12 protein-coding genes are annotated in these 13,474 nt (G+C 30.9%); 10 read left to right on the top strand and 2 right to left on the bottom strand.

The genetic code is table 11. The features are described from left to right. On the bottom strand, positions 1-1,584 hold the full coding sequence (locus ACEWL1_RS08075; protein WP_409232789.1) for an OstA-like protein: 1,584 nt from the start codon (positions 1,582-1,584) through the stop codon (positions 1-3). Between the two features lie 165 nt (positions 1,585-1,749). Here ACEWL1_RS08075 and ACEWL1_RS08070 point away from each other — a divergent pair, with 165 nt between their 5' ends. Next, entirely contained in the window at positions 1,750-3,186 is a 1,437-nt protein-coding gene (locus ACEWL1_RS08070) for a pyridoxal phosphate-dependent decarboxylase family protein (RefSeq protein ID WP_409232788.1), read from the top strand. On the opposite strand, the gene ACEWL1_RS08065 is transcribed toward ACEWL1_RS08070, so the two are convergent. Beyond that, positions 3,155-4,387 (bottom strand): hypothetical protein, encoded by a 1,233-nt coding sequence (locus ACEWL1_RS08065; protein ID WP_409232787.1) that lies wholly within the window; start codon positions 4,385-4,387, stop codon positions 3,155-3,157. The genes ACEWL1_RS08070 and ACEWL1_RS08065 overlap by 32 nt on opposite strands. Positions 4,388-4,497: 110 nt before the next feature. Here ACEWL1_RS08065 and ACEWL1_RS08060 point away from each other — a divergent pair, with 110 nt between their 5' ends. From ACEWL1_RS08060 to ACEWL1_RS08020, 9 genes are all read left to right on the top strand, one after another. Then, positions 4,498-5,001 carry a c-type cytochrome gene (locus ACEWL1_RS08060; RefSeq protein ID WP_409232786.1) on the top strand — a complete coding sequence of 168 codons (504 nt, stop codon included), beginning with the start codon at positions 4,498-4,500 and terminating at the stop codon, positions 4,999-5,001. 210 nt (positions 5,002-5,211) lie between these two features. Next, positions 5,212-5,688 carry a c-type cytochrome gene (locus tag ACEWL1_RS08055; protein ID WP_409232785.1) on the top strand — a complete coding sequence of 159 codons (477 nt, stop codon included), beginning with the start codon at positions 5,212-5,214 and terminating at the stop codon, positions 5,686-5,688. An 11-nt stretch (positions 5,689-5,699) separates the two neighbouring features. Continuing rightward, complete coding sequence (locus ACEWL1_RS08050; RefSeq protein WP_409232784.1) at positions 5,700-7,034, top strand: cbb3-type cytochrome c oxidase subunit I; 1,335 nt, start codon at positions 5,700-5,702, stop codon at positions 7,032-7,034. A 95-nt stretch (positions 7,035-7,129) separates the two neighbouring features. After that, complete coding sequence (nirK, locus tag ACEWL1_RS08045; RefSeq protein WP_409232783.1) at positions 7,130-8,569, top strand: copper-containing nitrite reductase; 1,440 nt, start codon at positions 7,130-7,132, stop codon at positions 8,567-8,569. Between the two features lie 8 nt (positions 8,570-8,577). After that, positions 8,578-9,360, top strand: a complete 783-nt coding sequence (locus ACEWL1_RS08040) for a formylglycine-generating enzyme family protein (RefSeq protein ID WP_409232782.1) — start codon at positions 8,578-8,580, stop codon at positions 9,358-9,360. Next, positions 9,357-10,073, top strand: a complete 717-nt coding sequence (locus tag ACEWL1_RS08035) for an SCO family protein (protein ID WP_409232781.1) — start codon at positions 9,357-9,359, stop codon at positions 10,071-10,073. The genes ACEWL1_RS08040 and ACEWL1_RS08035 overlap by 4 nt, the downstream gene beginning before the upstream one ends. 6 nt (positions 10,074-10,079) lie before the next feature. Next, on the top strand, positions 10,080-10,898 hold the full coding sequence (locus ACEWL1_RS08030; RefSeq protein WP_409232780.1) for a CbbQ/NirQ/NorQ/GpvN family protein: 819 nt from the start codon (positions 10,080-10,082) through the stop codon (positions 10,896-10,898). A gap of 83 nt (positions 10,899-10,981) precedes the next feature. Further along, positions 10,982-12,757, top strand: coding sequence for a nitric oxide reductase activation protein NorD (locus tag ACEWL1_RS08025; RefSeq protein WP_409232779.1), 1,776 nt, complete (start codon positions 10,982-10,984; stop codon positions 12,755-12,757). Positions 12,758-12,775: 18 nt separating this feature from the next. Continuing rightward, entirely contained in the window at positions 12,776-13,351 is a 576-nt protein-coding gene (locus tag ACEWL1_RS08020; protein WP_409232778.1) for a cytochrome c oxidase subunit 3, read from the top strand. Positions 13,352-13,474 lie beyond the last annotated feature (123 nt).

Below are 13,474 nucleotides of genomic sequence, written 5' to 3'. Positions count from 1 at the left end.
TTATTCTTTCTTTTTTAAAACCTTAGAAATGTTGATTTCCTTTCTTCTTGGAATTTTATCTCCAACCACAAATATATCTTCCATTGTTTTTGGTTGTTCATCTTCTCGCCAAATAAATCCTTTTAATTTTCTGGCATTTTCTGGTAAATCTTTTGGTGGATACGAAGTTCCTTCAGGTTTCTTAATATATTTTACAGATTCTATATTGTTGGTTTCGTCTAACGTAAACTCAATAGAACTACATTCTTGTTTGGTAATGGTTTCTAAAATCCCTGCTTCGTTTCTGTTGTAAAAAACAACTTCTGCGTTTCCTTCCACTAAAAAATACTTGAGTTTTCCGTCAATAAATTTACCAAACATATTTCTTCCTTTAATTTGATTGTAGGTAGAAACGCCATCAATAATCGTATCTAATTGAATAATTAACGCATTGTTTAAAATTTTTAAAGAATCTAATTTGTCAGTTTCTTTATTGTTTAAAAGCTGAATACTATCACCTGTAATTTGGTTTTTTCCTGACCATAATATAGGGTTTCTAAATAGCCTGGTTAAACCTGTTGTTTGATTCATGTGAATAGAATCTGCTTTTCCTTGCAAGTCCGTTTTAAAGATTTTCACATCGTTATAAATTCGCATAATTCTCTTTTCTGGCTTTCCTGTAACCAACAACGTATCTCCATGAATGTAGAGCGAATCTTTTTCCATCAAAGAAATCGCTACAGCTTTATCCACAATAAAAACAGAATCTTTTAGCTCAAAAAATTCTGCATAATTTCCTTTTGCAATAAAGTTTTGAATGGTGTCTATAAACTTGATATTATCAGTTGCAGAAGCAAAACCTTTAAATTTATCATAATACAAACTATCGCCTTCTATGGTTTTATCTGTAAAATAAATTTTAGAATTTTTTACAAAATGAGAAATCTCTGATTTGGTATTGTAAAATCCTTTTTCGGTATAAATCGTATTGTCTTTTCCCTTTATGGTTGATGGTCCATATAAATAGGCTATGGCTGAATCTGTATAATAATCTAAATGATTCGATTCTAACACATGTTCTGGATTTGTTACCGTTACTTTAGTTGTTGCAGTAAACTTTTTATTTTTTAAAAAGTAATTTCCTATTTTACTTTTAAGAACATTGGTTTCGTCTTGTATAATGGCGTGGTTTTTATAAAACAACAATTGCTTTTGTCTATCAAAATGCAAGGTATCCGTTTTTAAAGTCATTTTGGGATCTTTCAACACTACATTTCCCCAAGACAATGCTTTTTTTGTATTTCCATTATAATCAACATAATTACTTGTTTGTGTAATGGTATCGCCTTGCTTGATTAAAACATTACTAAAAGCTTTAAAAAAATTTAACTTTTTGTAGTACAATGCTTTATCACAAGTAAGAATAATTCCATCATGATAAATTTCTACCAATCGATCTGCATCTCTTGTTAAAATAGTAGCTCCTGGAAATTTTTCTTCATCCGCAGTACTAACACCAGCATACATAATTTTAATCTTTTTAGCTTCCTGAGAAAAACTAGCAAAAGAAGTAAATACTAAAAAGAATAGAATAATTTTTTTCAAGAGAAATCAAATTTTTAACAAAAATAGTGAAAAGATTACGGCTTCTTATTAAAGAAAAGTGAAATTTAATTAGATTCATTTTTATTATTTTTTTGATAAAAGATTCTTCATTTTATTCTATAAATACGTAGAAGTTGACGTATTTTTGCAAAAAATAAGAACTCCATGAAAGCGCCATTTGATTTAACAAAAGAAGAAATGAAAGCGTATGGCTATAAAATTATAGACATTATTGCTGAACATTACGACACCATTGAAACTCAAAAACCAGTAACTTCGGGTACACGAGCACAAATGGACACTCTTTTTTTGCAAGAAGCACCAAATGAGGCAATGCCAGCAGATGAAGTGTTGGATTTTGTAATGCAAAATGTAATTCCGCATAGTAATTTAACAACGCATCCAAAATCATTTTCTTTTGTTCCTGGACCAAGTAATTATATCAGCACTTTGGCCGATACGTTGGCAACTGGATTTAATGTTTTTTCTGGTGGATGGATTGTTTCTCCGGCTGCAGCAGAATTGGAAATTGTTACGATGAATTGGTTGTTAAAAATGTTTGATTTTCCTGTACAAAAAGGTGGTGGAATTTTCACTAGCGGTGGTTCGATGGCAAATTTAACAGCCTTGGTTACTGCAAGAAGAATAAAATGTGGCGACGATTTTTCAAAAGCCATTATTTATTTATCAGATCAAGCGCATTCCTCAAATATTAAAGCAATTCGTGTACTGGGATTTAAAAAAGAACAAATTAGAATAATTCCGACAGATCTAGAATTTAAAATAAGTTTTAATAAGCTTAAAAATGCGATTGCTAAAGACCGTTTAGAAGGAAATCAACCATTTTGTATTATCGCATCAGCAGGAACAACAAACACAGGAACTGTAGATCCGTTAGACGAAATTGCAGATATTTGTGAGAAAGAAAATCTTTGGATGCATGTTGATGGAGCATATGGTGGCGCAGCAATTTTATCTAAAAAAGGAAGCAGAATTTTACGCGGAATTGAACGCGCAGATTCGTTAACAGTTGATCCACACAAATGGTTTTATCAACCTTACGAGATAGGATGTTTATTGGTAAAAGACTCGTCTTGGTTAAGCAATACTTTTTCAGAAAAACCTGAGTATTTACGAGATATTGAAGGGAACGAATCTGAAATTAATTTTTACGATTACGGAATTCAATTAACGAGACGTTTTAGAGCGTTAAAGTTTTATATGTCAATCAAAACGTATGGTTTAGACACCTTTAAAAAAGCGGTTACCTATAGTATTGATTTGGCAGAACAAACTGAAGATTTATTACGAAAAAGTAAAAACTGGGAAGTTATTTCTCCAGCAACTTTAGCCATTATTAATTACAGATACAATCCGATTGGTTTACATTTATCAGAACCAGAATTAGACAAATTAAATCAAGAAATATCGGCAAGAATTACGAAATCTAAAGAAGCATTATTGGTAACAACCATATTGCAAAATCAGGTGGTTTTAAGAATGTGTTTGATAAATCCTAGAACAACATTTAAGCATATTACAGAAACGTTTGATCAATCTGAGGCATTTGCTACAGAGATTCTTGCTGAGTGGAAGAAGTAAAGCTCGATTTTAACAATATACCAAGAATCCCTAACGGCATTAAAGCGCTACAAATTACCAAATAAGTAAAATAATGATCGAGTAAATACAGTTGTTGCCAAGCAGAAAAACCTTTGTAAAAGATGAGTATTTCTGATAAAACAAAGCCAAGAATATACATACTTATCCATATTTTTGGGAGTGCTATCAACTTATAAAACCTTAGAAAAACAAGTGTTGATAAAGTTACAACGCCTAAAAAAGTTAAGTGTAAATATCCAATCACAAAATCTAAAATTATTGTTGTCAGCTCAGAAAAATAAGGAATTGCAGTACATGCTTGCAAACTTACTTTAATCAAAATTAAAACAAAAGCTAGCTTTAAAAGTGCGTAAAGTTGTGGTTTTAAAAGCTCCTTTAATTCGGTTTTAATTTCATTTACTTGCTTGTAGAAAACCCCAAATGCTATCCATTGTAAAATAGCTCCTAAAATTGCTATTATATAAATAATAGATGACGGATTCATCCATAAAAAGGATAAACACAGCGTAAGCAAACAACTTATAAGCATCAGGTTATAAAATTGATTAGCTGCTTTTATAGAAAACGAAATTTCCGATTTTTCAAGTAGAAAATAAAAAACACCAATCAAACAAAAGATAAACCAACCATTATATTGAAAATGCAAATAGAAATAGATGGCGTTTTTATACCAAGTTGATGTTGGCCCAAGTGTATTCATTATTGCTCCCAACGCCCAAGGCCCAATTGTTGAAATTACCATTAATAATAACGACGTTGAAATAAATTTATAGGAAATACTTTTAAGGTGAAGTGTGTGATTTTTTTTAAAGAAAAAGTAAAACCAGTAAGAACAAATTAAAAACAAGGTAGAAAAAATAATAGAATACAAAGCATAACCAATAAAGGGAAAGGAAACCAACATTCCAATAATGGTAATTTGCGTACTCCAAAAAATAAGATTGTATTTTTTTGCCTTCACTTTATCTATACCGAAATGATAAATAAGTGTTGTTAATGCTATATAAACCCAACCCAACAATGCAATATGAGAGTGCGTATGGACGATGTATTTATAGGTTGCATTAATATTTGTAACGTAAAATAATCTTAAAAAAATTCCTAAAAAAGCAGCAATAAAAAGATATAATAAAGCAATTTTGCTGTAAATTTTAACTTTAAGAAGAGGCGCTGTCAACATATTAAACTTTAGGTTGCAAAAATAAAGACAATTTAGTCCTTTTTTATGACTTTTATCATGTTTTAATGCTTTAAAAGTAATAATTTTGTACCATAATTTAAATATAAAAAATGAAACTTAAAATTATAATAGCAATTTTAGCAATCGGAGTATTGGCAAGTTGTGGAAATGATGAAAAAAAACAACCGGTTAAAACTAAAACTGTAAAAAAAGCAGCAGTTAAAAAAGCACCAGAAAAGAAAATTGTAAAAAAAGAAAAGGTCGTTGGTACTATCGACATGAATAATAAAGGGATAGGACCAATTAAATCTGTTACATTAGGAAGTTCAGTTGATGCATCATTGGCGGATAAAGGGCAGCAAATATTTAAAAATAAATGTTCTGCTTGTCATAGAACAGACAGAAAGTTTATTGGGCCAAATCCGACCGGAATTATGGAAAAACGTTCGCCAGAATGGATTATGAATATGATAATGAACCCACAAGAAATGACCGCTAAAGATCCAATAGCAAAAGAATTGTTAGCTCAATTTAACGGAGTACCGATGGCAGATCAAAATATTAAAGAAGAAGAAGCAAGAGCTATATTAGAATATTTTAGAACCCTTAAGTAAAATATTCGTTAACTTTTTTTTGGTTGATAAGACTGTTTAGAGCATAAAATTATAATGATTTTAGCTTTGAGCAGTCTTTGTTTTTTGTGTTAATATTTTCTTAAATTTTTTTGCTTTTTGTGACAATTATCATGTTTTTAACTTATCGAATGTACTAAATTTGCTTAGTAAAAGATAAAAAGGTCTTTTATTAATTAAATTCAACTAATTATGTTATCAAAAAAACAAGCTAAAGCATTCTTTCTTGGAGGAACATTAGTCACATTTCTAATTTTTATAGGACTGACTATTTATTCATTTTCAAAAAGCAATGATCAGTCAAACTATGGAGATATAACCGATTCTGTTGTTAGAGGTAAAGAAATCTGGGAAGTAAACAACTGCATGGGATGTCATACCATTTTAGGAGAAGGCGCATATTATGCCCCAGAATTAACCAAAGTAATTGATAGGTTAAATGAAAAGTATAATGGCGCCGGAGAAGACGTTATTAAAAGTATTTTAATGTCTCCAGTTCCATGGCAGCCAAATGGAAGAAAAATGGTTGCTTATAAAATGTCTGAACAGGAAGCAGAAGACATGGTAGCATTTTTTAAATGGATTGGAAATATTGATTTAAACGGATTTGGAGAAGTAGTTGGTGTTGATAGAAAAATTTCTCCATTATCAAAAGGTAAAAATAAATAAAACAGCGCATTATGAAATATAAATCACAAAAAGTAGCGTATTGGTTTTTTGCATTATCAATGCTCTTATTAGTATTACAAATCACCTATGGATTTATCATGGGATTTGCACGAATTGGAATGGATAATTTACATGATTTTATCCCTTTTAACACTGCAAGAGCAGTACACACAAACTTATTAGTAGTTTGGTTGTTATCAGGATTTATGGGAGCAGCCTATTATATTATTCCAGAAGAAGCACAAAGAGAATTAGTAAGCGTAAAGCTGGCGTATGTTCAATTAATTAGTTTAGCTATAGTAGGTGTTGTATCTATTGTTGGATTTCACTTTAATATTTGGGAAGGAAGAAAGTTTTTAGAAATTCCAAGACCTTTAGATTATTTAGTAGTTGTAAATGTGTTATTATTTTTAGGAATCATTTTAATCACGTTATTTAAAGGAAAAAGAAGAACTACAACCGCATTGGTGCTCTCTATGGGATTATTATTTGCAGCGTTACTGTATTTACCAGGAATGTTACCATTTGATAGTCAAGTAACAGATTCATTCTTTAGATGGTGGGTTGTTCACCTTTGGGTTGAAGGTGTTTGGGAATTAATCATGGGTGGTATATTATCCTTTTTATTAATCAAATTAACTGGAGTAGATAGAGAAGTAATTGAAAAATGGCTATACGTAATTGTAGGATTAACTTTCTTATCTGGAGTATTAGGGACTGGTCACCATTATTACTATATTGGTGTAAATGATATTTGGTTAATTGTTGGTGGTGTATTCTCTGCATTAGAACCTTTAGCTTTCTTAGCTATGGCACTATTTGCTGTAAACATGTACAGAAAAGGAGAGAAGAAACATCCAAATAAATTAGCATTATACTGGACCTTAGGAGCTGCTATTGTATCGTTTATTGGAGCAGGCTTATTAGGTTTTGCGCATACATTGCCACAAACAAATTTATATACACACGGAACGTTGGTGACTGCAATGCATGGACATTTAGCCTTCTGGGGAGCATACGGAATGATTGTTTTTGCAATTATTAGTTATGCATTACCAAACATGACTGGTAGAAAATTGTATGAAACAACAAGAGGGAGAATGGCATTCTGGATGTCTAATATTGGAATGATTGGAATGACAGTTGCATTTGGTGTTGCTGGTGTTGCACAAGTATATTTAGAACGAAAAATGAAGTTAGATTTTATGACAGTTCAAAATGAAATTAGCATCCACTTTGTGGTATTAATGTTATGTGCATCCTTATTTACAACAGGAATCATTTTGTACATCGTAGATTTTTACAAACATGGAAAACCAACAGACGAAGCATTAGAAATTGAATAATTTACGCTAAAGTATATCTGTAACTAATTAAAATATCTATTATAATAAATTAATCATAATTAATATCAATCAAAATTAACTTTAAATTTAAAACAATGAAATTATTTAAATCATTAAGTCTTATCGTAATAGCAAGTGTGTTATTAACAAGTTGTGGCGATAATGACAACAGTAAAAAAACGGTAGATGCAACAACAATTCCAATAAGTGGGACAATGAAAGCAGATTTAACTGCTCCGCCATTTGTACCTGCTCCAGTTGGAGATAGACCTGCAAAAAAATTATTAGTAAACATGGAAATTGTTGAAAAGGTAGGCGAAATGGCAAATGGTGTATCTTATGTATATTGGACTTTCGGAGGATCTGTTCCGGGAAGTTTTATTAGAACAAGAGTCGGAGATGAAGTAGAGTTTACATTATCAAATCATCCAGATAATAAATTGCCGCACAATATAGATTTGCATGCTGTAACTGGACCAGGAGGAGGAGCAGAATCTTCTTTCGTTGCACCAGGACACGAAAAAACATTCTCTTTTAAAACGTTAAATCCAGGTTTGTATGTGTACCACTGTGCAACGGCACCAGTTGGAATGCATATTGCAAACGGAATGTATGGTTTAATTTTAGTTGAACCAGAAGGAGGATTACCTCCAGTAGATAAAGAATACTACGTAATGCAGGGTGATTTTTATACAAGTGGAGATAACGGAGAAAGAGGGTTGCAAGCTTTTGATATGAAAAAAGCAGTAAAAGAAGATGCAGATTATGTTGTGTTTAACGGTAAAGTTGGAGCTTTGACAGGTGATAATGCAATTACTGCAAATGTTGGTGAAACCGTTCGTTTATATGTTGGTAATGGTGGTCCAAATTTAACATCATCTTTTCACGTAATTGGAGAAATTTTTGACAATGTACATGTTGAAGGAGGAGATTTAATCAACAAAAATGTTCAAACAACTTCAATACCTGCCGGTGGCGCTGCAATTGTTGACTTTAAAGTAGATGTTCCTGGAACACTTATTTTAGTAGATCACGCTATTTTTAGAGCATTTAATAAAGGTGCTTTAGGAATGTTAAAAGTAAGTGGTGAAGAAAATAAAAAATTGTATTCTGGTATAAAACAAGAAGGAATTTACTTACCGGAAGGTGGTTCTATTCAATCTATGCCAAAAGACACAAAGAAAAAAGTTGTTAGCACTAAAGAAAAAACACTTGCACAAAAAATGTCTGATGGGAAACAAATTTACATGAACACATGTTTTGCTTGTCACCAAAGTGAAGGGCAAGGAATTCCAAATGCGTTTCCTCCTTTAGCAAAGTCTGATTACTTAAATGCTGATGTTGATAGAGCAATTGGAATTGTAAAACATGGTTTAACAGGAGAAATTACTGTAAATGGGCAGAAATACAATAGTGTAATGACTGCACAAAATATTACGGATGTAGAAATTGCAGATGTTATGACTTACATTTATAATTCTTGGGGTAACAACAAGACTAATGTAACTGTAAGTAGAGTTAATAAAATTAAATAATTAAACAAATGAAAACTATTTTAAGATTGACAATTTGCGGACTACTATTTCTAAATTCTTATTTAGCAAGTTGTCAATCTGAAATGGTATCAATAAAAGGTGGTAAATATATTCCTTTATATGGAAGAGACTCAGCAAAGGTAACCATTTCAGATTTTCAAATGGATGTTTATCCTGTTACAAATGAAGAGTATTTAAAGTTTGTAAAAGAAAATCCTAGATGGAGAAAATCTAAAGTGATTAGTCTTTTTGCAGATAAAAGATATTTAAAGAGCTGGAAAAATGATACCGAAATTGGTGAAAATCAAAAATTAAAATCACCCGTAACAGACGTATCTTGGTTTGCTGCAAAAAATTATTGCGAAATTCAAGGAAAAAGATTGCCAACAGTAGATGAATGGGAGTATGTAGCAATGGCAGATAAAAAAGTACCAGATGCAAGGAGAACAGAATCTTATAATAAGTTTATTTTAGGGTGGTACGAAAAACCAAAAACATTTGAAAATGTAGTTGGTTCTACCTTTAAAAACTATTGGAAAGTTTATGATTTACATGGATTGGTATGGGAATGGACATCCGATTTTAATTCTGTATTAATTACTGGAGAATCTAGAAAAGATGTAGATAAAGATAGCGATCTATTTTGTGGAAGTGCAGCTGTTAATGCAACAGATTTAATGAATTATGCAGCTTTTATGCGGTACGCAATTCGTGGTAGCTTAAAAGCTAAGTACACCATGAAAAACTTAGGTTTTAGATGTGTAAAAGATGTTAAAAAAACAATACAATGAAAATTACAAAACCTCTTATAATATTAGTATTAGCAATTATTTCATTTGGATCTTGTAAAGAATCAGAAAAAAAAGAATCAGCTAAAATAGAATATCAATGCCCGATGAAATGTGAAGGTGAAAAAATTTATCACAAAGAAGGAAGTTGCCCAATTTGTAAAATGGATTTAAAACCCATTGCTACAACTACAAAAGTACTTGCTGATGCAAACGAAATTTCTGAAACCTCTATTTTTAATTTAACATCAAAATGGAATACCCAAGATGCTAAAAGCATTGAGTTAAAAGAATTAAAAGGGAAAACATTGGTAATGGTTATGGTATATACAACATGTAAAGCAGCTTGTCCTAGATTGGTTGCAGACATGCGAAATATTGCCAAAGAAATTCCAGAAAAATTTACCAATGATGTACAATATGTTTTTGTCAGTATAGATCCAGAAAATGATACACCAACTCGTTTAAAAGAGTTTGCAAAAGAAAATTTTATGGATACCAATAATTATACTTTTTTACAAGGAACCGACAGTGGAGTTAGAGAATTTGCAAATGTATTAGCTGTAAAATACAAAGAGATTTCTCCCTTAGATTTTTCGCATTCTAACATTATAAGTGTCTTTAATCCTAAAGGAGAATTGGTGCATCAACAAGAAGGTTTAGGAGTTGATAACAAAGAAACAATTGCACAAATTATAGAAACGGCTGGTAAATAACGAACTATGAGTACAGAAGCTTTGACTATGGAAAAGACTATTCATGAAGTAAAAAAAAGTCCTTATTATAAACCTTTAGGAAAAGAAATTGAAGTTTTTGAGCATTCTTATAAACAAAAATTACCTATTTTATTAAAAGGCCCAACAGGAACAGGAAAGTCGAGATTTATTGAATTTATGGCACATCAATTAGACAAACAATTGATAACAGTTAGTTGCCATGAAGAAACATCATCAACAGATTTAATTGGTAGATATATTATTAAAGGAGCAGAAACTGTTTGGTTAGACGGTCCTTTAACAATTGCTGTAAAAAGTGGTGCTATTTTATATTTAGATGAAATTGCTGAAGCAAGACCAGACGTAATCGTTGCAATCCATTCTTTAACAGATCATCGAAGAGAATTGTTTATTGATAAATTAGGAATTACTGTAAAAGCACATGAAGATTTTATGTTGGTTGCCTCATTTAATCCTGGATATCAAAAAGGATTTAAAGAATTAAAACCATCTACAAGGCAACGTTTTGTAGCGGTTTCTTTTGCATATCCAACAGATAAAACAGAAATAGAAATCTTAACGAATGAAACTCCAATTTCTGAATTGGATGCAAAAAAGTTAGTGCAAATAGCAACAAAAATTAGAAACCTTACAGAATTAGGATTAACGGAAACAGTTTCTACACGTTTATTGGTTGATGCAGCAAAATTAATAGCTTCTGGTTTGCCAAAAAGATTAGCCGTTCACGTTGCAGTTGTAGAGCCTTTAACGGATGATATTGAAGTTGTGGCAGCATTGAACGATTTGTGTGACTTAATGATATAAAATTGTCAGTATACAATCTTAGTTTACAGTTTTAATAACTTCGTTATTGTAAAACTTAATATTGAGATCATAAAAAGAATACCATGTTTGAGTTTGAACCAGACGAATATCTCTTTACAAAATTTGCTTATTATTTTAAAAGAAGAAAAAAAGCAAAAGAAAAAAGCAAACAATATGCTGCAAAGCTAGATGAATTAAAACCTCGATTAACTTTATTTGCAAGAGCTGTAACTGGTAAATCAATAGAGATTTATGAAGCAGAACGCGAAGGCGGTTATAAAAATGATAACTTTTTTCTGCCTAAACAAATCGATTTTTTTAAATCTATAGAACAAAATGTTTCTTTCTATTTGTTTAGAGTTTTGTATTTGTCAATTCAAAAAAATGGAGATTTCAATTGGAATGATAATCAAGAACACGAATTATTAGAATCTCAAGAAAAAGCACAAGTAACTTCAGCTTTAATCTTAAAAGAACTTTTCGATCAATTTCCAATTACAGAGGATTATTACAGCAGTTTTATTACTTATTGTAAAGAAAAAGAAACGACTAAAATTCCTGCGGATTACAGTTTCATTTACGGAAAATGGATGCGAAACAGTTTAGAAGTTGCAGAAAACAAAAAACTTAAAAACTTTACAGACAAAGTAAAAAAAGCAAAAGAAGAGAAGATTGAAACTATTTTAAAAGCCAATGCAGTAGAAGAAATTATTTCTGTTCAAATAGATCAAAAACAACAAGATGATACAGTTTTACAGCATCAATTTGAAAAAGTAGAAACTGCTGAAGAATTTGGTGGAAACTTTAAAGACTTTGATGGCGAAGACGAATTAGATGAACATTCTAACGCGTTGGAAGATTTAAATATGAAATATACAGTTCGTGTAGATGACACAGCACATTCTGTATATCAAGCAGATTTTATAGAAAACACAACAGTTTCTGAAAGTGCAGAAAGTGATAGTTCTGGATATTTTATTACCTACGATGAATGGGATTATTCTAAAAGAAGATACAAAGACAATTTCTGTAAAGTATATCCAAAATCAATCTTAAAAACGGATGTAAACTATTATAAAAAAACAATCTCAGAAAACAGTTCAACTTTAATGGGATTGCGAAAAATGCTAAGCAGCGTTAATAATAGATATCAACAACAACGCAGACAAACACAAGGTGAAGAGTTTGATTTAGATGCATTAACCGATTTATTTGTTGATGTACAATCAAGACAAACGCCAACCGAAAAAATATATTTATCAAAAAGAAAAAAAGAAAAAGACATTTCCATTTTATTGCTGCTAGATGTTAGTTTGTCTAGCGATGGTTATGCAAACGGAAATAGAGTTATTGATGTAGAAAAGCAAGTATCTATTTTATTCGGCGAAATTTTAGATGAATACAATATCGATTTTTCTATCGATTGTTTTTATTCTAAAACGAGAAACCATTCAACGTATATTACGGTTAAAGATTTTGATGAAGATTGGAATCGTGCAAAATTTAAAGTTGGAGCTGTAGAACCAAGTGGTTATACCAGAATTGGAGCTGCGTTAAGACATTCTGGCGCTTTATTAGATAAAAGAAGCACCAAAAATAAATGGGTTATTTTAATTTCTGACGGAAAACCAAACGATTACGATAAATACGAAGGAAAATACGGTGTTAATGATGTAAAACAAGCATTACGAGAACTAAATGAACGCAATATCAATTCGTATGCATTGGCAATAGAAGCGCAGGCAAAATATTATTTGCCACAAATGTTTGGACAAAATCATTATCAAATTCTTACAACGCCAGTTGAATTATTAAAATCTCTTGTGCAATTGTATGAAAAAATTAAAAATCAATCTTAAAATTAATTAATTTCAATAATGAATAAAAATCTTATTAAGAGCATCTATTATCCTCCAGGAGGAATTTTAATGTGGATAGTTATTTTTTTAGAATTGCTAACTTTTGGAATGGCATTAATTGCAATGGCGGTTTATAGCCAAGCTGAGCCAGAAGTTTTTCATAATTCAAGATTGTTATTAAACACAACTTTCGGAACAATTAATACATTGTTTTTAATTACTAGTGGTTTTTTTATGGCTTTATCTGTTCGTTATCTAAAGGAAGGAAACGCTAAAAAATCATCGTTGTATTTAAAACTGACAATGCTTGGCGGATTGTTATTTTTAATTTTAAAAACAATTGAATACAATGCAAAAATAGCCGCCGGGCTTACAATAGATTACAATACTTTCTTTACTTTTTATTGGATGTTAACGCTGTTTCATGTAATTCATGTTATCGTTGGTTTGGTTATTTTAGTTATTGTTGATAGAGATTTAAGCAAGAAAAAAGAACAAACTAATTTAGATGATTTTGAAGCAAGTGCTGCCTTTTGGCATATGTGCGATTTAATCTGGTTATTATTATTTCCAATAATCTATTTAATTTTTTAAAATGACGAAAAAAAAACTTTTTATAGCCTGGATTTTACTGCTTCTTTCTACAGTAACAGTAGTCTTTTTTTCTACTTCTTTCGTGAGTGAAAACTATTCTGCAGAACTCATTATTTTAATCTC

The sequence above is a fragment of the Polaribacter gochangensis genome (assembly GCF_046224025.1).
Taxonomy (GTDB): Bacteria; Bacteroidota; Bacteroidia; order Flavobacteriales; family Flavobacteriaceae; genus Polaribacter; species Polaribacter gochangensis.
Note: the sequence above shows the minus strand (reverse complement) of the source record. Positions and strands in the feature narration are given on the sequence as shown.

What these genes read in the sequence shown, in the direction of transcription:
- ACEWL1_RS08020 (WP_409232778.1), top strand. Translation starts at nt 12,776, where the DNA reads ATGAATAAAAATCTTATTAAGAGCATCTATTATCCTCCAGGAGGAATT.
- nirK (WP_409232783.1), top strand. Translation starts at nt 7,130, where the DNA reads ATGAAATTATTTAAATCATTAAGTCTTATCGTAATAGCAAGTGTGTTA.
- ACEWL1_RS08050 (WP_409232784.1), top strand. Translation starts at nt 5,700, where the DNA reads ATGAAATATAAATCACAAAAAGTAGCGTATTGGTTTTTTGCATTATCA.
- ACEWL1_RS08030 (WP_409232780.1), top strand. Translation starts at nt 10,080, where the DNA reads ATGAGTACAGAAGCTTTGACTATGGAAAAGACTATTCATGAAGTAAAA.
- ACEWL1_RS08035 (WP_409232781.1), top strand. Translation starts at nt 9,357, where the DNA reads ATGAAAATTACAAAACCTCTTATAATATTAGTATTAGCAATTATTTCA.
- ACEWL1_RS08040 (WP_409232782.1), top strand. Translation starts at nt 8,578, where the DNA reads ATGAAAACTATTTTAAGATTGACAATTTGCGGACTACTATTTCTAAAT.
- ACEWL1_RS08025 (WP_409232779.1), top strand. Translation starts at nt 10,982, where the DNA reads ATGTTTGAGTTTGAACCAGACGAATATCTCTTTACAAAATTTGCTTAT.
- ACEWL1_RS08055 (WP_409232785.1), top strand. Translation starts at nt 5,212, where the DNA reads ATGTTATCAAAAAAACAAGCTAAAGCATTCTTTCTTGGAGGAACATTA.
- ACEWL1_RS08070 (WP_409232788.1), top strand. Translation starts at nt 1,750, where the DNA reads ATGAAAGCGCCATTTGATTTAACAAAAGAAGAAATGAAAGCGTATGGC.
- ACEWL1_RS08060 (WP_409232786.1), top strand. Translation starts at nt 4,498, where the DNA reads ATGAAACTTAAAATTATAATAGCAATTTTAGCAATCGGAGTATTGGCA.
- ACEWL1_RS08065 (WP_409232787.1), bottom strand. Translation starts at nt 4,387, where the DNA reads ATGTTGACAGCGCCTCTTCTTAAAGTTAAAATTTACAGCAAAATTGCT.